Raw genomic sequence first — 24,663 nt, 5'->3', positions numbered from 1 at the left:
TGTTGTGTCAGTGAGCCTGGAGCATAACCGCTGGCCCGCGCCTCTGGTATTCTCGTCGCCATGAAAAAAACTCTCCCTTTAAGCCTGATCGCAGCCCTCGGTGAAAACCGCGTGATCGGCGTCGACAACAGCATGCCCTGGCATTTGCCGGGGGATTTCAAATATTTCAAGGCCACCACCCTGGGCAAGCCGATCATCATGGGGCGCAAGACCTGGGATTCCCTGGGTCGACCGTTGCCGGGTCGCTTGAACATTGTGGTCAGCCGTCAGACCGATTTGGTGCTCGAAGGTGCGGAAGTTTTTCCGTCCCTCGATGCAGCCGTGGCGCGGGCCGAGGCCTGGGCGTTGGAGCAGGGCGTGGATGAGCTGATGCTGATCGGCGGCGCGCAGCTGTATACGCAGGGGCTGGAGCAGGCGGATCGCCTGTATTTGACGCGGGTGGAGTTGAGCCCGCAAGGGGATGCGTGGTTTCCGCAGTTTGATACCCGCCAATGGAAGCTGGTGTCGAATGTGCAGAATCCGGCTGAAGGTGACAAGCCGGCCTATAACTTCGAAGTTTGGGAAAAAGCCTAAAAGCATCGCGGGCAAGCCCGCTCCCACAGTTGACCGATTTTTACTGAAGAAACCGGTTCAACTGTGGGAGCGGGCTTGCCCGCGATAGCGGTCTATCAGGCCTGCGCCAAATCAGCATGCTCATCGGCATTGAGCAGCTCTTTATCCGTCTGCTGCATGATCTGGCTGGTAATCGCCCCCGCCGTCATCGAACCATTCACGTTCAACGCCGTACGGCCCATGTCGATCAGCGGCTCCACGGAAATCAGCAGCGCCACCAACGCCACCGGCAAGCCCATGGCCGGCAGCACGATCAGCGCGGCAAACGTCGCACCGCCGCCCACGCCCGCTACACCGGCCGAGCTCAGGGTCACAATCGCCACCAGGGTGGCGATCCACAGCGGGTCCAGGGGGTTGATGCCCACGGTTGGCGCCACCATCACGGCCAGCATCGCCGGATACAGGCCGGCACAGCCGTTCTGGCCAATCGTCGCGCCAAACGAGGCGGCGAAACTGGCGATGGACTGCGGGATGCCCAGGCGGCGGGTCTGCGCTTCGATGCTCAGCGGGATGCTCGCCGCGCTGGAGCGGCTGGTGAAGGCAAAGGTCAGCACCGGCCATACCTTGCGGAAGAAGCGCAGCGGGTTGATCCCGGCCAGGGACAGCAGCAGGCCGTGGACCACGAACATCAGCCCCAGCGCCAGGTAGGACACCAGCACGAAGCTGCCGAGCTTGATGATGTCTTGCAGGTTGGAACTGGCGACCACTTTGGTCATCAGCGCCAGTACGCCGTAAGGGGTCAGCTTCATCACCAGGCGCACCAGACGCATCACCCAGGCTTGCAGGGTGTCGATGGCGTTGATCACTTTCTGACCTTTTTCCACGTCGTCCTTGAGCAGTTGCAGCGCGGCAACCCCCAGGAACGCGGCGAAGATCACCACACTGATAATCGACGTCGGCTTGGCCCGGGCCAGGTCGGCGAACGGGTTTTGCGGGATAAACGACAGCAGCAACTGCGGGATATTCAGGTCGGCGACCTTGCCTGCGTAGTCACTCTGGATCACCTGCAGGCGCGCCAGCTCCTGGGTGCCGGCCACCAGGCCTTCGGCGGTGAGGCCGAACAGGTTGGTCAGGCCGATACCGATCAGCGCCGCAATGGCGGTGGTGAACAGCAGCGTGCCAATGGTCAGGAAGCTGATCTTGCCCAGGGACGCGGCGTTATGCAGGCGGGCCACGGCGCTGAGGATCGAGGCGAACACCAGCGGGATCACGATCATCTGCAACAGTTGCACATAACCATTGCCCACCAGGTCGAACCAACTGATCGAGGCCTTGAGTGCCGGGTGACCAGCACCATAAATGGTGTGCAGGATCACACCAAAAACCACCCCGAGCACCAGTGCCAGCAGGACCTTCTTGGCCAGGCTCCAGTGGCTGTGACGGGTTTGGGCCAGGCCTAGCAGTAACGCCAGGAACACCAGCAAATTGAGAATCAGCGGCAGATTCATTGAAGCTCCAATTAAATGGCTGCCAGTCGCCTGAGCGTGCGACTGCGAACCGGAAAGCCTAACAGCTTGAAATATATTGATTTAATACCTTTATGGAATGACTACTGTCGTTTTTGGAATAAGGCTTTGGCGCCCAGACGTATGCCGGTGGCGGTATCAGGACGCAGACGGTCGTGCTGGTGCCGGGAACGGTCATAAGGATTTGTTAGCGTTTATGCCTTTCACTCAGGGAGAAAACGCACATGAAGCTCGCGCCGAGACTGTTTGCCGCCGCGCTATGCCTGGGGCTTGTCAGCCAGGTCATGGCCGCCACCGAGTTGAAACACTGGCCGGCACCCGCCGCCAAGCAACTCAACGAAATGATTGCCGCCAACGCCAACAAGGGCAATTACGCGGTGTTCGACATGGACAACACCAGCTACCGCTTCGACCTCGAAGAGTCACTGTTGCCGTACATGGAAAACAAGGGCCTGATCACCCGCGACAGTCTCGATCCGTCGCTCAAACTTATGCCGTTCAAAGACACCGCTGACCATAAGGAAAGTCTGTTCAGTTACTACTATCGCCTGTGCGAAGTGGACGACATGGTCTGCTACCCGTGGGTTGCCCAGGTGTTTTCAGGCTTTACCCTCAAGGAACTCAAGGGCTACGTCGATGAACTGATGGCCTCCGGCAAACCGGTGCCGGTCACCTACTTCGAAGGCGACGTGGTGAAGAACATGGAGGTGCAGCCGCCGAAAATCTTCACCGGCCAGACCGAGCTGTACAACAAGCTGATGGAAAACGGCATCGACGTGTACGTGATGACCGCCGCCTCTGAAGAGCTGGTGCGCATGGTCGCCTCGGATCCGAAGTACGGCTACAACGTCAAGCCGCAGAACGTCATTGGCGTCAGCCTGTTGCTCAAGGACCGCAAGACTGGCGAGCTGACCACCGCCCGCAAGCAGATCAGCGCCGGCAAATACGACGAAAAGGCCAACCTCGGCCTGGAACTGACCCCCTACCTGTGGACCCCGGCAACCTGGATGGCCGGCAAGCATGCGGCGATCCTCACCTACATCGACGAGTGGAAAAAACCGGTGCTGGTCGGCGGCGACACCCCCACCAGCGACGGCTACATGCTGTTTCACGATGTGGACGTGGCCAAGGGTGGCATCCACTTGTGGATCAACCGCAAGGACAAGTACATGACCCAGATTAACGGCATGATGGCCAAGCATGCGGCGGCCCAGGCCAAGGAAGGGTTGGCGGTGACGGCGGATAAAAACTGGGTGATCGTCAAGCCCGACGAAATCCAGTAACCCTGTGGGAGCTTGCCAGCTCCCACCGTTGATCTCCTGTGGTTTGGCGATTCAGGCAGGCAAAAAAATGCCCCGCACTTGGCGGGGCATTTTTATGGGTGGGGCTTACAGGCCGTCGAGCATGGCCTTGTTACGCACCGCACCCTTGTCGGCACTGGTGGCCAGCAGGGCGTAGGCCTTCAGGGCGGTGGTAACTTTGCGCGGACGCTTCTCCACCGGCTTCCAGCCTTTCTTGTCCTGCTCGACCCGGCGTGCCGCCAGTTCTTCATCGCTGATCAACAGGTTGATCGAGCGGTTCGGAATGTCGATCAGCACCTTGTCGCCATCCTGCACCAGGCCAATCGCGCCACCGGCAGCGGCTTCTGGCGAAGCGTGGCCGATGGACAGGCCCGAAGTACCGCCGGAGAAGCGCCCGTCGGTCAGCAGCGCGCAGGCTTTGCCCAGGCCCTTGGACTTCAGGTACGAGGTCGGGTAGAGCATTTCCTGCATACCCGGGCCCCCTTTCGGGCCTTCGTAGCGGATGATTACGATGTCGCCTTCTTTCACTTCGTCGGCGAGGATGCCGCGTACCGAGCTGTCCTGACTTTCGTAGATCTTGGCGCGACCTTCGAACACATGGATCGACTCATCCACGCCAGCGGTCTTCACCACGCAGCCGTCGAGGGCGATGTTGCCGTACAGCACAGCCAGGCCGCCTTCTTTGGAGTAGGCGTGTTCGACACTGCGGATGCAGCCGTTTTCACGGTCGTCGTCCAGGGTGTCCCAGCGGGTCGACTGGCTGAAGGCCGTCTGGGTCGGGATGCCAGCCGGGCCTGCCTTGAAGAAGGTGTGCACGGCTTCGTCGTCAGTCAGGGTGATGTCCCACTTGGCGATGCCCTCGGCCAGGGATTTGCTGTGCACGGTCGGCAGGTCGGTGTGCAACAGGCCGCCACGGGCCAGGGAGCCTAAGATCGAGAAGATCCCGCCGGCGCGGTGCACGTCTTCCATGTGGTACTTCTGGATGTTCGGCGCGACCTTGCACAACTGCGGCACGTGGCGGGACAGGCGGTCGATGTCGCGCAGGTCGAAGTCGATCTCGGCTTCTTGCGCTGCGGCCAGCAAGTGCAGGATGGTGTTGGTGGAACCGCCCATGGCGATATCCAGGGTCATGGCGTTTTCGAACGCCTTGAAGTTGGCGATATTGCGCGGCAACACCGACTCATCGTTCTCGGTGTAGTAACGCTTGCACAGCTCGACGATGGTACGGCCGGCCTGCAGGAACAACTGCTCGCGGTCGCTGTGGGTGGCCAGGGTCGAACCGTTGCCCGGCAAGGCCAGGCCGAGGGCTTCCACCAGGCAGTTCATCGAGTTGGCGGTGAACATGCCGGAGCACGAACCGCAGGTCGGGCAGGCGCTGCGCTCGTATTCCGCGACCTTCTCGTCAGAAGCGCTGGAATCGGCGGCGATGACCATGGCGTCAACCAGGTCCAGGCCGTGGGAGGCGAGCTTGGTCTTGCCGGCTTCCATCGGGCCGCCAGAGACGAAAATCACCGGGATGTTCAGGCGCAGGGCGGCCATCAGCATGCCAGGGGTGATCTTGTCGCAGTTGGAGATGCAGACGATGGCGTCGGCGCAGTGGGCGTTGACCATGTATTCCACGGAGTCGGCGATGATCTCGCGGCTCGGCAGGGAATACAGCATGCCGTCATGGCCCATGGCGATGCCGTCATCCACGGCGATGGTGTTGAATTCTTTTGCTACGCCGCCAGCACGTTCGATCTCGCGGGCGACCAGTTGGCCCAGGTCCTTGAGGTGGACGTGGCCCGGTACGAATTGGGTGAACGAGTTGGCAATCGCGATGATCGGCTTCTTGAAGTCGTCATCTTTCATCCCCGTGGCACGCCACAGTGCGCGGGCGCCGGCCATGTTGCGGCCATGGGTGGATGTTTTCGAGCGGTAATCTGGCATTGGAGCACTCCGGGCGGCTAATCAAGTACTAAAGGGGAGTGAGCTTCTAATTGACGACTGGAACACCCGAAAAATGGCCGTGTGTCCGGAAGTTGCCACTCGCGTCGCGGGATCGCCGCTTGCTTGGGCCTCGAGCTCATAAACCCGCCGGGGGATGACTGGCGATGAATAGGGTCGATTCTACACCGCTGGCGTCGGGAGGGAATGGCGAGAAGCATGTCCCGGGGCTTTATCGCCCGACCCTCGTATTTGTCAGCCAGCCCCAGAGGCTGAAGGCGATGAAGCTTGCGGCAATGGTCATCAGCAAATGCGTTCCGGTTTGCGCAAGGGCGGCACTGCTGATCGCGGCCGTCAGGAACATGATGCTGTTGCCCGCCGAGGCGGCCGTGCCCGCGCTGCTTGAGAACAACAGCATCGCCGCCGAAATCGCCGCCGGGCGCACCAGGGTCACGGCCAGGGCGCTGATCAGCATCGGGATCAGCAGGGTTATGGTGGTGATGGCGTCAAGGCTGACGATCAGCATCAGTAGCACACCGGCCACCAGCAGTAACCCCAGGCCGATATTGATTTGCCGGGACAGCGAGATGCGTTTTTGCAGAAACGAGGCCACCACGCCGCCCAGCAGATAGGCCACGCCGTAGACCATCAGCACCAGGGCGTACTGGTATTCGGAGAGTTTCAGCCCATCCATGAACATCAGGGGGGTGACACTGATCAAGGCGAAGTAGCAGGCGAACACCAGTGCGGCGATCCACCAGTAGCGCAGGAAGTCCCGGTTGCCGGCCACGGCTTTCAAGGTGGTGATGATCGACACCGGTGCGCGATGGGGGCTGGCGGACTTGGACGGCAGGATGCACAGCGCATGGATCAACATGGCCAATGCCATCACTGCGAACCCGTAGAAGCTGCCTTGCCAGTCAAAGGTGGTTTGCAGCCAGGAGCCGATCAGCGGCGAAAGGGCGACGAACGAGCCGCTCAGGGTCATGTAATACAGGCGCACGCGAGCCCGGTCCTGCTCCTCGAACAGGTCTTCCACCAGGGCGTGGCCCAGCACGAAGAAGCCACAGCCCATGGCCTGCACGCTGCGAAACAGCAGGAAGGTCAGGTAGTCCGATGCCAGCGTGCAGCCTATCGCCCCCAGGATCGACAGTGTGATGCAGCCAAGCAGGACTTCCTTGCGCCCCCATTTATCCGAGAGTGGGCCGGCGATCAGTTGGGAGACCGAAAAAACCAGGGTAAACAGGCTGATGGACAGCGCGACATTGGCGCTGGGCGTGTCGAACCTAGCGGCGAGGGCCGGAAATGAAGGCAGCAGGATATTGATCGGGAAGAAGCTGATCAGGGCAATGCAGGTGATGAGGATGAAGCGGGAAAGATACTGGCGTTTGGCTGGGCCATCGAGGACGGGCGAGCAGGTGGAATCAGACATTGTTTTTGTTTTCCGCAGTGAAGCCAGAAACCGATACTAGTCTGCAAAAAGTGGAATTCAATCAAAACCTTTGAAGGAAATTTCCTGGGGGGGCGCGTGGCTGGCGACGGTAGGAAAAATCTTTCTGACACTGCACAAAAAAAGGTGGGAGCTGGCAAGCCCACTCCCACCTTTGATCTGCATGTTACTTAGCTATTGGGCAACAACCGGCACGTAATGCTCTTGATATAGCGCGTCTCGGCAATCGCCGGGTGCACCGGGTGGTCCGGGCCCTGGCCACCACGCTCCAGCATCTGGATATTACGGTCCAGGTGGCGGGCGCTGGTCAGCAGGATGTTTTGCAGGTCGTCTTCCGGCAGGTGCATGGAGCACGAGGCGCTGACCAGGATGCCGTCCTTGCTGAGCAGGCGCATGGCTTGCTCATTGAGGCGGCGGTAAGCGCCTTCGCCGTTTTTCATGTCTTTTTTGCGTTTGATGAAGGCGGGTGGGTCGGCGACGATCACGTCGAAGCGCTCTTCGCTGGCTTTCAATTCTTTCAACGCTTCAAACACGTCGCCTTCGATGCAGGTCATCTTCTCGGCAACGCCGTTCAGCGCGGCGTTGCGCTCTACGCCATCCAGAGCAAAGGCCGAGGCATCGACGCAGAACACTTCACTGGCGCCAAACGCGGCAGCTTGCACGCCCCAGCCGCCGATGTAGCTGTACAGATCGAGAACGCGCTTGCCTTTGGCATACGGGGCCAGGCGTGCACGGTTCATGCGGTGGTCGTAGAACCAACCGGTCTTCTGGCCCTGGATCACCGGGGCTTCGAATTGCACGCCGTTTTCTTCCAGGGCAACCCATTCAGGGACCAGGCCGAACACGGTTTCGACGTAGCGGTTGAGGCCTTCGGCGTCGCGCGCGGCGGAATCGTTCTTGAACAGGATGCCGCTGGGCTTGAGCACTTGGGTCAGCGCGGCGATCACGTCTTCTTTATGGGCTTCCATGGTCGCCGAAGCGATCTGCACCACCAGGATATCGCCGAAACGGTCGACCACCAGGCCCGGCAGCAGGTCGGAGTCGCCGTAGACCAGGCGGTAGAACGGCTTGTCGAACAGGCGGTCGCGCAGGGACAGGGCGACGTTGATGCGGTGCACCAGCAGCGACTTGTCCAGCGGCAACTTGATGTCGCGCGACAGCAGGCGCGCGCAGATCAGGTTGTTCGGGCTCATGGCCACGATGCCCAGGGTCTTGCCGCCGGCCGCTTCGAGGATGGCCTGGTCGCCTGCCTGGAAGCCGTGGAGTGGGGTGGCGGCCACGTCGATTTCGTTGCTGTAGACCCACAGGTGGCCGTTGCGCAAACGACGATCGGCGTTGGCTTTGAGACGCAGGCTTGGCAGGGACATGACGTCGCTCCGGAAAAAAGAGCGGGAGTATACCCTTTGCGCGCCCGTTCATGTGGGAGCTGGCTTGCCTGCGATGCAGACGGCGCGGTGTATCTGACGTACGGCGGCGATGCAATCGCAGGCGAGCCAGCTCCCATATTGGATCGGGGTTCGGTTCGGGTTTTTGAGGTGTCGGTCAGCTTTGCTTAGAGGTTAGAATTCGCGCCTAGTCCAGAGTATGTACCTATGTCCCAAGAGCTTTCCGCCGAACAGATCCAACAGGCCCTGCAAGGCATCAGCGTGCCGCCCCAACCGCAAATCATGGTGGATTTGCAGATGGAGCAGTACATGCCCGATCCGGACCTGGAGGTGATTGCGCGGCTGATCTCCCAGGACCCGGGCCTCTCCGGCTCGTTGCTGAAAATCGTCAACTCGCCGTATTACGGCCTGAGCAACAAGATTGCCTCGATCCAGCGCGCGGTGAACCTGTTGGGCAGCCGCTCGATCGTCAACCTGATCAACGCCCAGTCGATCAAGGGCGAGATGAGCGATGACACCATCGTCACCCTCAACCGGTTCTGGGACACCGCCCAGGACGTGGCGATGACCTGCCTGACCCTGGCCAAGCGCACCGGCTCCCAGGCGGTGGACGAAGCCTATGCCCTGGGGCTGTTCCACGATTGTGGCGTGCCGCTGATGCTCAAGCGTTTCCCGGACTACATGAGCGTGCTGGAAGATTCCTACGCCAAGGCGGGGCCCGATTGTCGGGTGGTCGACACCGAGAACAGCGCGTTCCACACCAACCATGCGGTGGTGGGCTATTACACCGCCAAGTCCTGGCGCCTGCCGGAGCATGTGACCAACGCCATCGCCAACCACCACAATGCCCTGGCGATTTTCAGCGATGAGTCGGCGCGTAACAGCCCGCTGAAAAACCTGCTGGCGATCCTGAAGATGGCCGAGCATATCTGCGCGTCCTATCGGGTACTGGGCAACCAGACGGTGGACCATGAATGGGACAGCATCGGCCACCTGGTGCTGGATTACGTGGGCCTGTCGGACTACGACTTCGAGAACCTGAAGTTGTCGATCCGCGAGTTGGGCGCGCACTAACCTTTCTATCGCGAGACGAATATGCCTGAGCTGCCAGAAGTCGAAACCACCCGGCGCGGAATTGCGCCGCACCTGGAAGGCCAGCGGGTCAGCCGCGTGGTGGTGCGTGAACGGCGCCTGCGCTGGCCGATCCCCGAAGACCTGGATGTGCGCCTGTCCGGGCAGCGCATCGTGCTGGTGGAGCGGCGGGCCAAGTACCTGCTGATTAACGCCGAAGTCGGCACCTTGATCAGCCACTTGGGTATGTCGGGCAATTTGCGCCTGGTGGAAGTCGGTCTACCGGCAGCCAAGCATGAGCATGTGGACATCGAGCTGGAGTCGGGCCTGGCCCTGCGCTACACCGACCCCCGGCGCTTTGGCGCGATGCTCTGGAGCCAGGACCCGCACAACCACGAACTGCTGCTGCGCCTGGGGCCGGAGCCGTTGACCGACCTGTTTGATGGCGAGCGCCTGTTCCAGCTGTCCCGTGGGCGCTCGATGGCGGTCAAGCCGTTCATCATGGACAACGCGGTGGTGGTGGGGGTGGGCAATATCTACGCGACCGAGGCGCTGTTTGCCGCCGGGATCGACCCGCGCCGGGAGGCCAAGGGCATTTCCCGTGGGCGTTACCTGAAGCTGGCGATCGAGATCAAACGCATCCTCGCGGCCGCCATCGAGCGCGGCGGTACGACATTGCGCGACTTTATAGGTGGCGATGGGCAGCCGGGGTATTTCCAGCAGGAACTGTTCGTCTACGGCCGGGGTGGCGAGGCGTGCAAGGTCTGCGGGAGCGAATTGCGCAATGTGATGTTGGGGCAGCGGGCGAGTGTGTTTTGCCCCAAGTGCCAGAGCTGATTGTGTGTGACGGCGGCTGCCGTCATCGCGGGCAAGCCCGCTCCCACATTTTGCTTTGTGAATACCTCCAAGTGTGGGAGCTGGCTTGCCTGCGATGAGGCCCGCCCAGCCACCACAAGGTCTCAGGCCTTGCCGGTAATCAACCGGTACTTCTCCATCAACTGCTCTTCAGTCTCAGGGTGTGCCTCATCCAGCGGGATGCAATCGACCGGGCACACTTGCTGGCACTGGGGTTCGTCGTAGTGGCCGACACACTGGGTGCACAGGTTGGGGTCGATCACGTAGATCTCTTCACCCTGGGAAATGGCAGCGTTCGGGCACTCGGGTTCGCAGACGTCGCAGTTGATGCAATCGTCGGTGATGATCAGGGACATGGAAACTCCTGCCAGGGCGCTCTGCCAAGGCATCTGAAAAACTAATGCGCGCAATTGTGCCGCATTGGCGCCCGCAGTGCGAGCGGGCGCCGGTCGAGCGGTCTTACTTCTTGAAGCGCAGCGTCAGCGCATCGGCGACCGCAGGGTGCACAAACTTGGTGATATCCCCGCCCAATGCCGCGATTTCCCGGACCAGGGTCGAAGAAATGAACGAATAACGTTCCGACGGCGTAAGAAACAGGCTCTCAACGTCCGGCGCCAGTTGGCGGTTCATATTGGCCAGCTGGAATTCATACTCGAAGTCCGACACCGCCCGCAGCCCGCGCAGGAATACATTGGCGTTCTGCTCCTTGGCGAAGTGTGCCAGCAGCGTCGAAAAGCCCACCACTTCCACGTTAGGCAGGTGCTTGGTGACCTCACGGGCCAGCTCCACGCGCTGTTCCAGGGGAAACAGCGGGTTTTTCTTGGGGCTGGCCGCGACCGCGATGATCACATGGTCGAACAAGCGCGAGGCGCGTTCGACCAGATCGCCATGGCCTTTGGTAATCGGGTCGAAGGTACCTGGGTACAACACTCGGTTCATCGCGTCGTCCTGGCGGAGTCCGTTGGGGAACCGGATGGTATCGCAGCCATCCCGGTCGGCCAAGTCAACTTATTCAGAAGAAAGCACTATAGACACCGCGAATACCTGGTTTTTTCATGCTGTTTTCAGACGTTCGGCCAGCGCCGTCGCCAGTTGCGCGGTCAGGCCGTACACCGAAAGCTGGGGGTTGGCGCCGATACTGGTGGGGAACAGCGAGCCATCGTGGATCGACAGGTTGCGCAGTTGGTGATGCCGGCCAAGGCTGTCGGCCACCGCATTTTTCGGCTCTTCGCCCATGGCGCAACCGCCCATCACATGGGCGCTGCCCAGGCAGGTGCGATGCAGCTCCAGGTTCAGGCCGTCGATCAGGCTGCGGGCCTCGGCCAGTGTGCTGACGTAGCGCGCATCGTGGTGCAGTGGCTTGACCGACTTGGCGCCGGCGGCGAACTGGATCTCGGCCATGCTATGAAACGCCCGGCGCAGGCCGTCCCAGGCGTAGGGCGAGACCTCATAGTCGAGCACCGGCGTGCCATCGCCGCGCAGGCCGACGCTGCCGCCCTGGCTGTCGGGGTGGAAGCCGTCCCGCAGCAGCGCCAGCATCGCGTGGGTCTTGGGCAACTGGCTCATGTCCAGGGCGTTTTGCGTGCCATACCCCCCGAACAACGTGCTGGCCAGCGCCGGGTGCAAGGGTGGCGCTTCGAGCTTGTAGGACATTTTACCGGTGGTGCCGTCCTGCCATTGGAAGTGGTCGGAGTAGATCGACTGCGGCGCGCCGTAGAACGGGTTGATCACCTCATCGAACAGCCCCGCGGAAAAATTCACCAGATGCAGGAAGGTGCGCTTGCCCAGGCGCGAATGCGGGTCGGGTGCGTCCGAGCGCATCAACAGCGCCGGGCTGTTGATGCCGCCGCCGGCCAGCACGTAATGCTTGGCTTTGACCGTGATCTTGCGGCCGGTGGGCGCGACGCAACGGGAGTCCATGGCCACGCATTCGAGGCTGGAGATGGTATCGCCACTGAACTTCAAGCGCTCGGCGCGGGCCAGGTAGAGCAACTCGCCGCCTTGCTCCAGGGTCGAGGGAATGGTGGTCACCAGCATTGATTGCTTGGCGTTGACCGGGCAGCCCATGCCGCAATAGCCCAGGTTGAAGCAGCCGCGCACGTTGCGCGGGATCACATGCCAGCTGTAGCCGAGCTTTTCGCAGCCTTTGCGGATCACATCGTTGTTGGGGTTGGGCGGCAGGGCCCAAGGTGCGATGCCCAGGCGCTGCTCCATCTTTTCAAACCACGGCGCCATCTCGGCGCTGCTGTGGCCCTTGACCGCGTACTCGCTGGCCCAGTGAGCCAGGGTCGGGTCGGGCGTGCGAAAGCTCGAGGTCCAGTTGATCAGCGTGGTGCCGCCCACGGCGCGGCCCTGCAGGATGGTGATGGCGCCGTCCTTGCTCATGCGCCCGATGCCTTCCTGGTACAGGCTGGCGTAGGCCTCGTCTTCCAGCAGCTTGAAATCGCTGCTGGTCTTGAGCGGGCCTTCTTCGATCAACAGCACTTTGTAGCCAGCGGCGCTGAGGATTTCTGCGGTGGTGCCACCGCCTGCGCCGCTGCCGATGATCGCGACATCGGCCTCCAGCACCAGGTCCTGGTCGAGGGCGGCGCCGTTATGGGTCTTCCAGCCGCGGGCCATGCCATCGCGGAACACATCAGGTACGGGCATCAGCTTGTTCTCTTATTGTTTTGGCTACGGAGTGGCTATCAACGTGGGTTACCCAGGCTAGATCCTCGGTGGCCCGGGGTACCCGCAATGGGCCCAGGACTCGGGCCGGAAGTACCAGGCCATGATCACCAGCTTGAGCAGCGAGCCCTGGCCCATGCGCAGCAGGTTGAGGAAGCTGTTTTCCCAGCGATGCAGGAAGTTGCGGATCTGCTCGCTGCTGGCGTTTTCCCAACTGCCCCAGATGCCGGTCAGCGGGCCACGGGTGACGGCCATGCCCAGTACGTCGAACAACTGTTGGGTCAGCTTGAACATCTCCGGCGACAGGTGCTGCAGGCTGTAATCGAGTTTTTTCAGGGTGTCTTCAATGCCTGCCGCCACCACCTCGGCGCTGGCCGCGCCTTCGAGCAACACCGGGATCACTGCGCGCAAAAACGGCAGGTCGCTGTTGCGCAGCATGGCAAAGCCGCTGGCGGGGGTACTGCTGGAGCAGCCGCTGAGGCTGGCGCCAAGGCCGGCGGTGGCCAGGAAGGCGCTGGCGCACAGGCCGATTTTCAAGACGCCGCGCCGCGACAGCGTGGGTGATTCAGTCAGGCTAGGGTTCATTTTTATTGTTGTCCCGGTGGTAACGGTTTTAGCGCACGAACAGCTTCTGGATCAGTTTCTGGATGGCTTTGCCATATGGCGGGTAAATCAGCTTGGCCGCATTCAGGCGCTGTTTGATCAGCACCCCCTTGGCCTTGCTGAAGGTGAGAAAACCCTCATGCCCATGGTAGTGGCCCATACCCGACGGGCCGATGCCGCCAAACGGCATATCGTCCTGGGCCACATGCAGCAGGGTGTCGTTCAGGCACACGCCGCCGGAATGGGTTTCGTGGAGTACGCGATTCTGTTCGGCCTTGTTGTAGCCGAAGTAATACAACGCCAGCGGGCGGGGGCGCTGGTTGATGTAGGCAAAGGCCTGGTCGATGCCGCGATAGGGCACGATGGGCAGCACCGGGCCGAAAATCTCGTCCTGCATTACGGTCATCTCATCGCTGACATTCAGCAGCAGGCTATGGGCCATGCGCCGGGCCTGGCCCTGGTCGTAGAGCGGCAACAGGGTCGCACCCTTGTCGGTGGCGTCCTTGATGTAGGCATTGAGCCGGGCGAGTTGTCGCTCGTTGATGATTGCGGTGTAGTCCGGGTTGTCGGCCAGGGTCGGATAAAACCCGCGTACCGCCTGGGTGTAGGCCTCGACGAAACCGTCCACCCGCTCTTCGGGAACCAGCACGTAGTCTGGCGCCACACAGGTTTGCCCGGCATTCAGCGCCTTGCCGAATGCGATCCGTTCGGCGGCGTCCTTGAGTGGTACATCGGCTGAGACAATGGCTGGGGATTTGCCGCCCAGCTCCAGGGTGACTGGGGTCAGGTGCTCGGCGGCGGCGCGCATCACATGCTTGCCGATGCTGGTGGCCCCGGTGAACAGCAGGTGATCGAACGGCAGCTTGGAGAACGCCATGCCCACTTCGGCTTCGCCGAGCACCACGCACACCAGGTCTTCGGGGAAAATTTGCGCCAGCAGGGTCTTGAGCAGTTGGCCGGTGGCGGGGGTAGATTCGCTGAGCTTGAGCATCACCCGGTTACCCGCCGCCAGCGCGCCGACCAACGGCCCTATGGCCAGGTACAGCGGGTAGTTCCAGGGCACGATCACCCCGATAACGCCCAGGGGCTGATAGATCACTTTGGCAGATGCCGGCTGGAAGGCTATACCTACAGCGCGGCGCGATGGTTTCATCCAGCCTTTGAGGTGTTTGCTGGCGTAGTGAATGCCGTGCAGGCTGGGCATCAGTTCGGCGAATAGGGTTTCATCGGCGCTGCGATGGCTGAAATCGTTGCTGATGGCCTCGATCAGCGCCTGGCGCTCATCGCTGAGCAGGTCACGCAATGCCTTGAGCCACTGCTGGCGCTGCGCCGCTGGCGGCATCGGGTTGGCCGCGTAGGCGCGGCGCTGGGCAGCGAACAGGTCCTGGAGCTGGTCCAGCGCCTGGGAATCTTGCAGGTAGGCAACATTGGCAGACATGGCGCAGTTCCCGAATATTATTGGAGTACCTGGGTTTTTAGAGTCATTGCTCTAATTTGTCAAATGCCTTCGCAGTAACATGCAGTTTTATCCTGGTAAGGATAGACCGTAAGATGTTTGCATCAGGATTCAAGAAGCCGATACCCCATGGCACCACGAGTAAAGACCAGCGAACGCATCGTGCAAACCAGCCTGGAGTTGTTCAACCAGCAGGGCGAGCGCAGCATCAGCACCAACCATATTGCCGCCCATATGGAAATATCCCCGGGCAACCTGTACTACCACTTCCCGAACAAGCAGGCGATTATCGCGGTGCTGTTTCGCGAGTATGAAGCCCTGGTGGACAGCTTCCTGCGCCCGCCCCAGGGGCGCGCCATGGTGGTCGAAGACAAGCGTTTCTACCTGCAGGCGGTACTGGCCGGCATGTGGCGCTACCGTTTTTTGCACCGTGACCTTGAGCATCTGCTGGAGAGCGACCCGGAGCTGGCCACCGGCTACCGGCGTTTTTCCCAGCGCTGCCTGATTCAGGGCGGCGCGATTTACCGGGGGTTTGTCGAGGCCGGGATCCTGAACATGGACCCGGTGCAGACCGAAGCCCTGACCCTCAATGCCTGGATTATCCTCACCTCCTGGGTGCGCTTTTTGTGCACCACCAACGAGAACTCCGCACACCTGAGCGCCGAGGCGATCAAGCGCGGGGTGTACCAGGTGCTGGTGCTGGAGGCGGGGTTTATCACGCCACAGGCCAAAGAAGCCGTGGACGCGCTGTTCAAGGAATTTTACGTGCCGTTAAGTCAGGCACTGGAAGAAGTGAAGTAGGCCCTTTCCCGAACGTATTTCCAGGAGTCCGTTATGCCGCTTGCACAACTGATCAGCCCGCAACAACTGGCCGAGCGCCAGCAGCACGCAGGCTTAGTCATCCTCGATTGCCGGTTTGCCCTGGAAGACCCGGATTACGGGCGTTGCAGCTATGCCGAAGGGCATATCGAGGGGGCACAGTATGCCGATCTGGAACGCCACCTCAGCGGGCCGGTGACTAAAGGCGTGACTGGACGCCATCCGCTGCCGGCACCCGAGGCGCTGGTCCAGCAGTTGCGGGCCTGGGGCATCCATGCCGACAGCGAAATCGTGCTGTATGACGATGGTCCTGGCGCATATGCCGCCCGTGCCTGGTGGCTGCTGGCCTGGTTGGGCAAGCGCGACGGGGTGTCGATCCTCGATGGTGGCCTGAAGGCCTGGCACAGCGCCGGTTTCCCTTTGAGCCTGGATGCGCCGGGCACCGAGCCGGGGACCTTTGCTGGCACTGCGGACTACGACCTGCTACTGGACGCAGAGCACCTGCAAAAACGCCTGGGCCAGCCGGGCCTGACACTGATCGACGCCCGGGCCTTGCCGCGCTTTCGCGGTGAGGTGGAACCCATCGACCCGATTGCCGGGCATATTCCCGGCGCGCAATGTGCGGCGTTCAGCGAGAACCTGGGCAGTGACGGGCGCTTCTTGCCGGTGGCGCAGCTCAAGCAGCGGTTTGCCGACAAGCTGCAAGGTCGTTCGCCGAATGAGTTGGTGGCGTATTGCGGCTCGGGCGTGACGGCGTGTCACAACCTGTTTGCCCTGAGCCTGGCGGGGTATCCGTTGGGCAAGTTGTATGCGGGGTCGTGGAGTGAGTGGATCAATGATCCGCAGCGCGAAATTGCTACCGGCGACTGATTTCACCAGGCATGCAAACCCATTCCCATGTAGGCGCAGGCAAGCCAGCCACATTATTTATCGAGTTGAGACAGCAGCCATTGCGGGATCCGCCGCTCCAGGTAGTACCCGGGCTGTTTCAGCGAACCATCGACAAACCCCACGTGCCCGCCCTTGGCCTGCAATTCAAACTCGATGCAGTCCGACAGTTCACTGGCCTGGGGCAGGCTGTGGGCAAACACAAAAGGATCATCTGCCGCCTGGATGATCAGCGTCGGTGTGCGAATCGCCCCGAGGAAGTAACGGCTCGACGCCCGCCGGTAATAGTCCTCGGCACTCAGGTAGCCATGCAGTGGCGCAGTGACGCGCCCATCGAAATCCCAGAACGTGCGCATCTTTTCCAGGGAGCCCAGCTCGGCCAGGGTTTTCAGTGCTTCTTCGCGACCATCCTGTAGGAATTGGCGCTGCTTGACCCGGATATAGCCGAGCATCTCGCGCATGAAGTGCTTCTGATAGACCCGTGAAAAGCCCAGGCCGATACGGTCGGCGCACTGGTCCAGGCGAAACGGTACCGACACCGCGGCCGCGCCTTGCAGGCCGGAGTTGTCGCCGGTTTCGCCCAAGTGCTTGAGCAACACATTGCCGCCCAGGGAGTAACCCACGGCATACAGCGGCGCCAATGGGCGCTTGGCCCGCAGGTGCGCGATGGCGGCCGCCAGGTCTTCACTGGCACCGGAGTGATAACTGCGGGCCAGCAGGTTGGGTTCGCCGGAACAACCACGCCAATTCAACGCGACACTGGCCCAGCCCTGACTGGCCAGGGCTTTTTGCAGGCCGGCGACGTAGGGCGAATTGGACGAGCCGGTCAGCCCATGCAGCACCAGCACCAAGGGCGCATGCGGGTCGTGGGGGCCGTGCCAGTCAAGGTCGAGGAAGTCGCCATCCTCCAGCCATAGGCGCTCGCGTTGGCGTTCGAGGTGGGTGGTGGGGCGCCAGAGCGGGCCCCACAACGTTTGCAGGTGAGGGTTGCCGAGGCCGAAGGCGGGGGTGAAGCGGTGGGAGGGTTGCGGCACGATGGGTGGTCTCGACACTGCTTTAATGTTGGCTGCGTATTTTGTGGCTGTGGCTTGTGGCTATGGCTGTGGCTGTGGCGAGCGGGCTTGCCCGCGTTGGACTGCGCAGCAGTCCCATTTTCTAGGGTCGCTGCGCAACCCAACGCGGGCAAGCCCGCTCGCCACAGTAAAGCGGTTTGCCACGTTATTTAGTCAGCGGTCTGGACCGTACGTTGCCACAACGCGTAATACACCCGCCCGGATTTTTGTTCGCGGTGCAGGCGCCAGTTGCCCGGCAGGCCCAGGGTCGACGGCGCGGTTTCGCTTTCGGTGTAGACCCAGGCGTCATCGGCCAGCCACTGGCGCTCTTCCAGCAGCGCGCAGACGGTTGGCAACAGGTTCTGGTTGAACGGCGGGTCGAGGAACACCACGTCGAATGCACTGGCTGGCTGGGTTTCCAGGTAGCGCAGGGCATCGGCGGTTTGGACGTGACCGGTGGTGCAACGCAGGGTGCCCAGGTGTTCGCGCAGACTGGAAACCGCCACGTTGCTCGCGTCCAGCGCCTGGCCCAGGGCGGCGCCGCGGGACAGGGACTCGAGGAACAACGCGCCGCTGCCGGCGAACGGGTCAAGCACCTTGGCCCCTTCGATATACGGCGCGAGCCAGTTGAACAGGGTCTCGCGGACCCGGTCCGGGGTCGGGCGCAGGCCCACGACATCGGGGAAGCTCAGCTTGCGGCTGCGCCATTGGCCGCCAATGATGCGCAGCTGGCCCACACCGTTATGCACGTTATGGACAGGTTTTTTAGGGCGGGATGGACTAGCCATTAATGCTCCGGAACCCCGAGCGGCTGCTCGGCAGGTTTATCAGTGGGGGGCGGTAGTGGCTTTTGCGCGGTGGTGGGACCAGCGGTCACGATCACCATTTTATCGCTGCTCAAGTGCTTGTTCATTGCGGCCTTGACCTGTTCGGTAGTCAGGGCCTGGGATTGCTTCATGAAATCTTCCAGGTAGTTGAGCGGCAGGTTGTAGAAACCCATGGCGCCCAGTTGCCCGACGATATCGGCGTTGCTCGCAGTGGACAGCGGGAAGCTGCCGGCCAGTTCGCGCTTGGCGTCATCCAGTTCTTTTTGCGTCGGCCCGGTCTTGAGGTAGTCGGCCAGCACTTGCTCCACCAGGCGCAAGGTGCCGCCGCTCATCTCGGCGCGGGTCTGCAGGTTGATCATGAACGGACCACGCACCTGCATCGGCGAAAAGCCCGAGTACACGCCATAGGTCAGGCCGCGCTTCTCGCGCACTTCGCTCATCAAGCGAGTGCCAAAGCCACCGCCGCCAAGGATCTGGTTGCCCAGGGACAGGGCCGCGTAGTCCGGATCGGCGCGGTTGATGCCCAGTTGTGCGAACAACAGGTGCGTCTGCTTGGAGGGAAACTCGATATGCCCCAGGCCGGCCTTGGGCTCGGTCGGCTCGGCGATCTTCGCCAGTGCCGGGCCCTTGGGCAGGGATGCGGACACCTTGGCTGCCATGGCTTCGGCGTCGGCACGGGACAGGTCGCCGACCATCGCGATCACCGCGTTACCGGCGGCGTAGGCCTTGGCGTGGAATGCCTTCAGCTGTGCCTGGGTAATGGCCGGAACGCTCTCGGGCGTGCCTTCGCTCGGGTGCGCATAGGGATGATCGCCGTACAGGCGCTTGAACAGCTCGATACTCGCCAGCTTGCCCGGGTTCTGCTTCTGGTACTCGAAGCTGGCCAGCAACTGGTTCTTGATCCGCGCCAGGGAGTCGGCGGGGAAGGTCGGCTGGCCGATCACCTGGTCAAACAGCGTGAGGGCGGCCTCGCGCTTGTCGGCGGCACTGAGGCTGCGCAGCGACACCAGCGCCATATCGCGGTAGGCACCGTTGCTGAAATCCGCCCCCAGGCCTTCAAAACCGGCGGCAATCTGCCCCACATCCTTGCCCGGCACGCCTTCGTTGAGCATGGCGTTGGTCAGCAGGGCCAGGCCCGGCGTGTTGCCGTCCTGGCTGCTGCCGGCAGCGAACAGGATGCGCATGTCGAACATCGGCAGTTCGTGGGCTTCGACGAACAGCACTTTGGCGCCTTCGGCGGTGTTCCAGGTCTGCACGTTGAGCTGGCGGTTGGTCGGGTTCTTGCCGTCCAGTTCTGCCAGGGATTGCAGGGTCTTGCTGGACTTGGCCTGCTCCAGCGCCGGGCTGGCAACGGAGTCGTCCGGGCGACCGATATACACCGCGACCGCCGCCACCAGAGTCACGACGATCAGGCCAGGCAGCACCAGGCGGTTGTTTTTGCGATCACTCATGAGTGCTCTCCTGTGGCATGACATGGGCGACACTCAGGCGTTCGCGGGTGAAATACGTGCGCGCGGCCTTCTGGATGTCTTCGGGCGTCACGCTTTGCAGTTCGGCAAGCTCGGTGTCCATGAGTTTCCACGACAGGCCGACCGTTTCCAGGGAGCCAATGGCTGTGGCCTGGCTGGTGATGGAGTCACGCTCGTAGACCAACCCGGCAATGACCTGGGCGCGAATACGCTCCAGTTCCTCGGCGGTCGGTGGCTTGGCCTTGAGTTCATCCAGCAGGCGCCAGAGCCCGGCTTCGGCCTGGGCCACGGTTTTCTTCTTCTGCTGGTTGGGGGTGGCACTCAAGGTGAACAGGCTGTCGCCGCGGGTGTAGGCGTCGTAGCTGGTCGAGGCAGCCGACACCAATTCTTCACCGCGTTCCAGCTGGCTCGGGATGCGCGCGCTGTAGCCGCCATCGAGCAGTGCCGAGATCAGGCGCAGGGCGTTGACCGAGCGCTTGTCTTCGGCGGTGGCCAGGCCCGGTACGTTGAAGCCGAGGATGACGCTCGGTAGCTGCGTCTGCACATGCATGGTCAGCAGGCGTTCGCCTGGTTCGGCCAGCTCCAGGGGCTTTTTCGCCGGTGGCACGTCACGCTTGGGGATCGGGCCGAAGTAACGTTGGGCCAGGGTTTTCACCTCGTCCGGGGTCACGTCGCCGACCACCACCAGGGTGGCGTTGTTCGGCACATACCAGGATTGGTACCAGTGGCGCAGTTCCTCGACCTTCATGCGGTCCAGGTCGGCCATCCAGCCGATGGTCGGCGTGTGATAGCCGCTGGCCGGGTAGGCCATGGCCTTGAAGCGTTCGAAGGCCTTGGACATCGGGTTGTCATCGGTGCGCAGGCGGCGCTCCTCCTTGATGACTTCGATCTCGCGGCTGAATTCGTCGGCGGGCAGGCGCAGGGTGGCCATGCGGTCGGCTTCCAGCTCCAGGGCCACGCCCAGGCGGTCGCGGGCCAGCACTTGGTAGTAGGCGGTGTAGTCGTCGCTGGTGAAGGCGTTCTCTTCGGCGCCCAGGTCGCGCAGGATCAACGAGGCTTCGCCGGGGCCGGTCTTGGAGCTGCCCTTGAACATCATGTGTTCCAGGGCGTGGGACAAACCGGTCTGGCCAGGGGTTTCATAGCTGGAGCCGACCTTGTACCAGACCTGCGAGACCACCACCGGGGCGCGATGGTCTTCGCGCACGACGACCTTGAGGCCGTTGTCCAGGGTGAATTCATGGGTGGGTTGTGGGTCGGCAGCCAAGGCTGAAAGGGGCAGACAAACTGTGCTGAGCAGCAGGCCTGCGGCGCGGCGGGCTAGAGCATTCATTCGTTTTTAAACCTGTTGGGCTGCCCGCTTGGTCTTAGCGTCGGCGGGCGAGGAGGTGCTAGGATACTGATCCGTATTAGCGGCGGCCACTGCGGCTGTCATATCGTTTCGGATCCAGTCGTCGTAAAGATGGAGTTATCCGTGGGTTTCCCCGGTTTTAATTCGCTTTTCGCCGATTTTATCGCTTCAGTCCTATATTGAATCGATTTGTTGAGGCTGTATTCACGCCTCACAAAATGCTGCGCATGAACAAGCTGGCTAAAAAACAGTCTGTTGCGCATCGAATATTATTTACCGAGGCGCCTCCTTGGCGCGTCGCTACCGTGAGATAGCCGTCCTCCATGTTTGGTTCCAACGACGACAAGAAGAGCCCAGCTGCGGCTGGCGAGAAAAAAGGCCTGTTCGGATGGCTGCGCAAAAAGCCGCAGGAAACCGTCGTCGAACAGCCGCAAGTCCAACCTGAGCCGGTGCCTGAGCCTGTTCTGCAAGCGGAACCGGCGATTGAGCCCGTGGCCGAGCCTGTCGTCGAGACGCCAGCGCCGGTGGTGCTGCCTATCGCCGAGCCGGTCTTGCAGCCGGAGGTGGAGGCTGCGCCAGAGCCAGAGCCAGAGCCAGAGCCTAAGCCGTGGCCGCCATTGCCGGTGGCTGAAGAGCCTGTTGCGTTGGTCGAGGATGTGCAGGCCGAACATGTGACGCCGCCGATCCCTGTGGTGGTGGAGCCGGTCCAGGTCGCCGTCGAGCCCCAGCCCGTTGTCGTTGAGCCGGCGCCGTTGGTGGTCGAGCCAGTGGTTGCCGAGCCCGTTGCGGTGGTTGCCGAACCCGTCGCTGCACCTGCTGAAACCAGTAAGACCGGCTTCTTCGCCCGCCTCAAGCAAGGCCTGAGCAAGACCAGCGCGAGCATCGGCGAAGGCATGGCCAGCCTGTTCCTGGGCAAGAAGATCATTGATGACGAGTTGCTCGAAGATATCGAGACCCGCCTGCTGACCGCTGACGTGGGCGTCGAAGCCACTGCCGTGATCATCCAGAGCCTGACCCAGAAGGTGGCGCGCAAGCAGCTCACCGACGCCGACGCGCTTTACAAATCATTGCAAGCCGAACTGGCTGCCATGCTCAAGCCGGTGGAAGCGCCGCTGGTGATTACCGAGAAAAAACCCTTTGTGATCCTGGTGGTCGGCGTCAACGGCGCCGGCAAGACCACCACCATCGGCAAGCTGGCGAAGAAGCTGCAACTGGAAGGCAAGAAAGTCATGCTCGCCGCCGGTGACACCTTTCGCGCCGCCGCCGTAGAGCAATTGCAGGTGTGGGGCGAGCGCAACAAGATCCCGGTGATCGCCCAGCATACCGGCGCCGATTCTGCCTCGGTGATCTTCGACGCCGTGCAGGCCGCCAAGGCCCGCAACATCGACGTACTGATTGCCGATACCGCCGGTCGCCTGCATACCAAAGACAACTTGATGGAAGAGTTGAAGAAAGTCCGCCGGGTGATGGGCAAGCTCGACGCCGACGCGCCGCACGAGGTGCTGTTGGTGCTGGACGCCGGTACTGGGCAGAACGCCATCAGCCAGGCCAAGCAATTCAACCAGACAGTCCAACTGACTGGCCTGGCTTTGACTAAGCTCGATGGCACGGCCAAGGGTGGGGTGATTTTCGCCCTGGCTAAACAATTCGGGCTGCCGATTCGTTATATCGGTGTAGGCGAAGGTATTGATGACCTGCGCACGTTTGAGGCCGAACCCTTTGTCCAGGCACTGTTTGCCGAGCGGGAGCGTTCATGATTCGTTTTGAACAGGTGGGCAAGCGCTACGCCAACGGGCATGTCGGCTTGCATGAGCTGAGTTTCCGGGTGCGCCGTGGCGAGTTCTTGTTTGTCACCGGTCATTCCGGGGCCGGCAAAAGTACGTTGCTGCGCCTGCTGCTGGCCATGGAGCGCCCGACCACCGGCAAACTGCTGCTGGCAGGCCAGGACCTGGCCACCATCAGCAATGCGCAGATCCCGTTCCTGCGCCGGCAGATCGGCGTGGTGTTCCAGAACCACCAGTTGCTGTTCGATCGCACGGTGTTCAATAACATCGCCCTGCCATTGCAGATCCTCGGGCTGTCCAAGGCCGAGATCGTCAAGCGTGTGGATTCGGCCCTGGAGCGCGTGGCGCTGTCGGACAAGACCGACCTGTATCCCGGCGACCTGTCCACCGGCCAGCAACAGCGCGTCGGCATTGCCCGCGCCATCGTCCATCGCCCGGCCTTGCTGCTGGCGGACGAACCCACCGGTAACCTCGACCCGCGCCTGGCGGCGGAGATCATGGGGGTTTTTGAAGACATCAACCGCCTGGGCACCAGTGTGCTGATTGCCAGTCACGACCTGGCATTGATCGCGCGTATGCGCCATCGCATGTTGACCCTGCAGCGCGGGCGCCTGATCGGTGACGGGGAGGCTGGCGTATGAGTGCCACACGCAGCCCTAAAGTTTCCGAGCGCGTGGCGCCGAAAGCCGCCGACCCGCAACCGCAGAAAAAGAAACGCGACGATGATGACGGTCCTGACTTCAGCACCTTGCTGCACGCCTGGATCGAAAGCCATCGCGCCAGCCTGGTGGACAGCCTGCGCCGCCTGGGCAAGCAGCCGATTGGCAGCTTCTTCACCTGCCTGGTGATGGCCGTGGCGTTGAGCCTGCCGATGGGTTTGTCGTTGCTGCTGAATAATGTCGAGCGCCTGGGCGGTTCCTGGCAGCGCGCGGCGCAGATTTCCCTGTACCTGCAACTGGATGCCAGCGCCACTGAAGGCGAGGCCCTGCGCGAGCAGATCAAGAACCTGCCGGGTGTGGCGGATGCCGAGTACATCAGCCGCGACCAGGCGCTGGAAGAGTTCCAGCAACAGTCCGGCCTGGGTGAGGCGCTCAAGGAGCTGCCGCAGAACCCGCTGCCAGGGGTTGTGCTGGTCACGCCCAATGAAATCGACAAGACGGCCCTTGAAGCATTAAGACAAAAATTGGCTGAACTGCCCAAGGTGCAACAGGCGCAGCTTGATTTAGTGTGGGTCGAGCGTCTGGCGGCGATTCTCAAGCTGGGCGACCGGTTTGTCTTCGGCCTGACGGTGTTGCTGGTTTCTGCATTACTTTTGGTGATAGGCAATACCATTCGTCTTCATATTGAAAACCGCCGCACCGAGATAGAAGTGATTAAACTGGTCGGCGGCACAGACAGCTATGTGCGTCGTCCTTTTCTATATATGGGCGCGCTTTATGGCTTCGGTGCGGGGATTCTGTCCTGGGGCGTCCTGGCGTTTGGCCTGGATTGGCTGAACGACGCGGTAGTCGGCCTGGCCGGATTGTATGGCAGTGACTTTGCCCTGGCTGGCGTACCTGCGGCCGATGGTCTATCACTCTTGCTTGGCGCGGTGTTGTTGGGGTATATCGGTGCTTGGATTGCGGTCGCACGGCATCTGCGTGAGCTGGCGCCGAAGTAGTTAATGTCAGATTAATGTGGTTTC

Annotated in this window: 22 protein-coding genes; 9 read left to right on the top strand and 13 right to left on the bottom strand. The window is 61.7% G+C overall.

Features of this window, described 5'->3' with window-relative positions:
* Window positions 1–60: 60 nt before the first annotated feature.
* Window positions 61–573, top strand: a complete 513-nt coding sequence (locus PSFL_RS13940; protein ID WP_057440396.1) for a dihydrofolate reductase — start codon at window positions 61–63, stop codon at window positions 571–573.
* A gap of 95 nt (window positions 574–668) precedes the next feature.
* Here PSFL_RS13940 and PSFL_RS13935 read toward each other — a convergent pair whose 3' ends face one another.
* Window positions 669–2,060 (bottom strand): L-cystine transporter, encoded by a 1,392-nt coding sequence (locus PSFL_RS13935; RefSeq protein ID WP_397470183.1) that lies wholly within the window; start codon window positions 2,058–2,060, stop codon window positions 669–671.
* A gap of 242 nt (window positions 2,061–2,302) precedes the next feature.
* Here PSFL_RS13935 and PSFL_RS13930 point away from each other — a divergent pair, with 242 nt between their 5' ends.
* A complete protein-coding gene (locus tag PSFL_RS13930) occupies window positions 2,303–3,361 on the top strand; it encodes a haloacid dehalogenase-like hydrolase (RefSeq protein WP_115129213.1) in 1,059 nt (352 codons plus the stop codon).
* A gap of 105 nt (window positions 3,362–3,466) precedes the next feature.
* On the opposite strand, the gene ilvD is transcribed toward PSFL_RS13930, so the two are convergent.
* The 3 genes from ilvD to PSFL_RS13915 all read right to left on the bottom strand — a co-directional run bounded on the left by ilvD (window position 3,467) and on the right by PSFL_RS13915 (window position 8,122).
* Window positions 3,467–5,308, bottom strand: a complete 1,842-nt coding sequence (gene ilvD / locus PSFL_RS13925; RefSeq protein WP_057440393.1) for a dihydroxy-acid dehydratase — start codon at window positions 5,306–5,308, stop codon at window positions 3,467–3,469.
* Between the two features lie 229 nt (window positions 5,309–5,537).
* Window positions 5,538–6,737 carry an MFS transporter gene (locus PSFL_RS13920; protein WP_170045725.1) on the bottom strand — a complete coding sequence of 400 codons (1,200 nt, stop codon included), beginning with the start codon at window positions 6,735–6,737 and terminating at the stop codon, window positions 5,538–5,540.
* Window positions 6,738–6,925: 188 nt separating this feature from the next.
* Entirely contained in the window at window positions 6,926–8,122 is a 1,197-nt protein-coding gene (locus PSFL_RS13915; RefSeq protein ID WP_057440391.1) for a class I SAM-dependent rRNA methyltransferase, read from the bottom strand.
* 279 nt (window positions 8,123–8,401) lie between these two features.
* Between PSFL_RS13915 and PSFL_RS13910 the strand changes: the two genes are divergently transcribed.
* Window positions 8,402–9,214 (top strand): HDOD domain-containing protein, encoded by an 813-nt coding sequence (locus PSFL_RS13910; RefSeq protein WP_169960163.1) that lies wholly within the window; start codon window positions 8,402–8,404, stop codon window positions 9,212–9,214.
* Window positions 9,215–9,235: 21 nt separating this feature from the next.
* Window positions 9,236–10,048 (top strand): bifunctional DNA-formamidopyrimidine glycosylase/DNA-(apurinic or apyrimidinic site) lyase, encoded by an 813-nt coding sequence (gene mutM, locus PSFL_RS13905; RefSeq protein WP_057440389.1) that lies wholly within the window; start codon window positions 9,236–9,238, stop codon window positions 10,046–10,048.
* Between the two features lie 122 nt (window positions 10,049–10,170).
* Here mutM and PSFL_RS13900 read toward each other — a convergent pair whose 3' ends face one another.
* The 5 genes from PSFL_RS13900 to PSFL_RS13880 form a co-directional block, all read right to left on the bottom strand.
* Window positions 10,171–10,422 carry a YfhL family 4Fe-4S dicluster ferredoxin gene (locus PSFL_RS13900; protein ID WP_003213796.1) on the bottom strand — a complete coding sequence of 84 codons (252 nt, stop codon included), beginning with the start codon at window positions 10,420–10,422 and terminating at the stop codon, window positions 10,171–10,173.
* A gap of 103 nt (window positions 10,423–10,525) precedes the next feature.
* Window positions 10,526–11,005, bottom strand: a complete 480-nt coding sequence (gene coaD / locus PSFL_RS13895; protein WP_003176711.1) for a pantetheine-phosphate adenylyltransferase — start codon at window positions 11,003–11,005, stop codon at window positions 10,526–10,528.
* A 114-nt stretch (window positions 11,006–11,119) separates the two neighbouring features.
* Window positions 11,120–12,715 (bottom strand): GMC family oxidoreductase, encoded by a 1,596-nt coding sequence (locus tag PSFL_RS13890; RefSeq protein ID WP_057440388.1) that lies wholly within the window; start codon window positions 12,713–12,715, stop codon window positions 11,120–11,122.
* 57 nt (window positions 12,716–12,772) lie between these two features.
* Entirely contained in the window at window positions 12,773–13,318 is a 546-nt protein-coding gene (locus PSFL_RS13885) for a twin-arginine translocation pathway signal protein (RefSeq protein ID WP_169960102.1), read from the bottom strand.
* Between the two features lie 28 nt (window positions 13,319–13,346).
* Window positions 13,347–14,774, bottom strand: coding sequence for a coniferyl aldehyde dehydrogenase (locus tag PSFL_RS13880; RefSeq protein ID WP_170045723.1), 1,428 nt, complete (start codon window positions 14,772–14,774; stop codon window positions 13,347–13,349).
* 147 nt (window positions 14,775–14,921) lie between these two features.
* Between PSFL_RS13880 and PSFL_RS13875 the strand changes: the two genes are divergently transcribed.
* On the top strand, window positions 14,922–15,593 hold the full coding sequence (locus tag PSFL_RS13875) for a TetR/AcrR family transcriptional regulator (protein ID WP_029300622.1): 672 nt from the start codon (window positions 14,922–14,924) through the stop codon (window positions 15,591–15,593).
* Between the two features lie 33 nt (window positions 15,594–15,626).
* Window positions 15,627–16,481: a sulfurtransferase gene (locus PSFL_RS13870; protein ID WP_252117126.1), complete on the top strand. Its 855-nt coding sequence runs from the start codon at window positions 15,627–15,629 to the stop codon at window positions 16,479–16,481.
* A gap of 53 nt (window positions 16,482–16,534) precedes the next feature.
* Here the strand turns inward: PSFL_RS13870 and PSFL_RS13865 are convergent, their stop codons facing one another.
* The 4 genes from PSFL_RS13865 to PSFL_RS13850 form a co-directional block, all read right to left on the bottom strand.
* Entirely contained in the window at window positions 16,535–17,533 is a 999-nt protein-coding gene (locus PSFL_RS13865; protein ID WP_057960894.1) for a hydrolase, read from the bottom strand.
* 188 nt (window positions 17,534–17,721) lie between these two features.
* Window positions 17,722–18,339 (bottom strand): 16S rRNA (guanine(966)-N(2))-methyltransferase RsmD, encoded by a 618-nt coding sequence (gene rsmD / locus PSFL_RS13860; RefSeq protein ID WP_057960893.1) that lies wholly within the window; start codon window positions 18,337–18,339, stop codon window positions 17,722–17,724.
* The gene (locus tag PSFL_RS13855) at window positions 18,339–19,829 is read right to left on the bottom strand and encodes a pitrilysin family protein (protein WP_115129208.1); all 1,491 of its coding nucleotides are present in this window, start codon (window positions 19,827–19,829) and stop codon (window positions 18,339–18,341) included. The genes rsmD and PSFL_RS13855 overlap by 1 nt, the downstream gene beginning before the upstream one ends.
* Entirely contained in the window at window positions 19,822–21,177 is a 1,356-nt protein-coding gene (locus PSFL_RS13850; RefSeq protein ID WP_057440385.1) for a pitrilysin family protein, read from the bottom strand. Before PSFL_RS13850 ends, PSFL_RS13855 begins: the two co-directional genes overlap by 8 nt.
* 341 nt (window positions 21,178–21,518) lie before the next feature.
* On the opposite strand from PSFL_RS13850, the gene ftsY reads away from it, so the two are divergent.
* From ftsY to ftsX, 3 genes are read left to right on the top strand one after another with little or no spacing between them, the layout of a single operon-like run.
* Window positions 21,519–22,952 carry a signal recognition particle-docking protein FtsY gene (gene ftsY, locus PSFL_RS13845; protein WP_397470182.1) on the top strand — a complete coding sequence of 478 codons (1,434 nt, stop codon included), beginning with the start codon at window positions 21,519–21,521 and terminating at the stop codon, window positions 22,950–22,952.
* The gene (ftsE, locus tag PSFL_RS13840; RefSeq protein ID WP_003213784.1) at window positions 22,949–23,620 is read left to right on the top strand and encodes a cell division ATP-binding protein FtsE; all 672 of its coding nucleotides are present in this window, start codon (window positions 22,949–22,951) and stop codon (window positions 23,618–23,620) included. The genes ftsY and ftsE overlap by 4 nt, the downstream gene beginning before the upstream one ends.
* On the top strand, window positions 23,617–24,639 hold the full coding sequence (gene ftsX / locus PSFL_RS13835; protein ID WP_057440383.1) for a permease-like cell division protein FtsX: 1,023 nt from the start codon (window positions 23,617–23,619) through the stop codon (window positions 24,637–24,639). The genes ftsE and ftsX overlap by 4 nt, the downstream gene beginning before the upstream one ends.
* The last annotated feature ends 24 nt before the right edge of the window (window positions 24,640–24,663 follow it).

It is taken from the genome of Pseudomonas sp. DD1 (genome assembly GCF_044510355.1).
In the GTDB taxonomy this organism is placed as follows: Bacteria; Pseudomonadota; Gammaproteobacteria; order Pseudomonadales; family Pseudomonadaceae; genus Aquipseudomonas; species Aquipseudomonas shahriarae.
This window is presented reverse-complemented; position numbering and strand designations above follow the sequence as displayed.

Bases quoted from the DNA above. Each gene is read 5' to 3' on its own strand.
- PSFL_RS13940 (WP_057440396.1), top strand. From the start codon at position 61: ATGAAAAAAACTCTCCCTTTAAGCCTGATCGCAGCCCTCGGTGAAAAC.
- PSFL_RS13935 (WP_397470183.1), bottom strand. From the start codon at position 2,060: ATGAATCTGCCGCTGATTCTCAATTTGCTGGTGTTCCTGGCGTTACTG.
- PSFL_RS13930 (WP_115129213.1), top strand. From the start codon at position 2,303: ATGAAGCTCGCGCCGAGACTGTTTGCCGCCGCGCTATGCCTGGGGCTT.
- ilvD (WP_057440393.1), bottom strand. From the start codon at position 5,308: ATGCCAGATTACCGCTCGAAAACATCCACCCATGGCCGCAACATGGCC.
- PSFL_RS13920 (WP_170045725.1), bottom strand. From the start codon at position 6,737: ATGTCTGATTCCACCTGCTCGCCCGTCCTCGATGGCCCAGCCAAACGC.
- PSFL_RS13915 (WP_057440391.1), bottom strand. From the start codon at position 8,122: ATGTCCCTGCCAAGCCTGCGTCTCAAAGCCAACGCCGATCGTCGTTTG.
- mutM (WP_057440389.1), top strand. From the start codon at position 9,236: ATGCCTGAGCTGCCAGAAGTCGAAACCACCCGGCGCGGAATTGCGCCG.
- PSFL_RS13900 (WP_003213796.1), bottom strand. From the start codon at position 10,422: ATGTCCCTGATCATCACCGACGATTGCATCAACTGCGACGTCTGCGAA.
- coaD (WP_003176711.1), bottom strand. From the start codon at position 11,005: ATGAACCGAGTGTTGTACCCAGGTACCTTCGACCCGATTACCAAAGGC.
- PSFL_RS13890 (WP_057440388.1), bottom strand. From the start codon at position 12,715: ATGCCCGTACCTGATGTGTTCCGCGATGGCATGGCCCGCGGCTGGAAG.
- PSFL_RS13885 (WP_169960102.1), bottom strand. From the start codon at position 13,318: ATGAACCCTAGCCTGACTGAATCACCCACGCTGTCGCGGCGCGGCGTC.
- PSFL_RS13880 (WP_170045723.1), bottom strand. From the start codon at position 14,774: ATGTCTGCCAATGTTGCCTACCTGCAAGATTCCCAGGCGCTGGACCAG.
- PSFL_RS13875 (WP_029300622.1), top strand. From the start codon at position 14,922: ATGGCACCACGAGTAAAGACCAGCGAACGCATCGTGCAAACCAGCCTG.
- PSFL_RS13870 (WP_252117126.1), top strand. From the start codon at position 15,627: ATGCCGCTTGCACAACTGATCAGCCCGCAACAACTGGCCGAGCGCCAG.
- rsmD (WP_057960893.1), bottom strand. From the start codon at position 18,339: ATGGCTAGTCCATCCCGCCCTAAAAAACCTGTCCATAACGTGCATAAC.
- PSFL_RS13855 (WP_115129208.1), bottom strand. From the start codon at position 19,829: ATGAGTGATCGCAAAAACAACCGCCTGGTGCTGCCTGGCCTGATCGTC.
- PSFL_RS13850 (WP_057440385.1), bottom strand. From the start codon at position 21,177: ATGAATGCTCTAGCCCGCCGCGCCGCAGGCCTGCTGCTCAGCACAGTT.
- ftsY (WP_397470182.1), top strand. From the start codon at position 21,519: ATGTTTGGTTCCAACGACGACAAGAAGAGCCCAGCTGCGGCTGGCGAG.
- ftsE (WP_003213784.1), top strand. From the start codon at position 22,949: ATGATTCGTTTTGAACAGGTGGGCAAGCGCTACGCCAACGGGCATGTC.
- ftsX (WP_057440383.1), top strand. From the start codon at position 23,617: ATGAGTGCCACACGCAGCCCTAAAGTTTCCGAGCGCGTGGCGCCGAAA.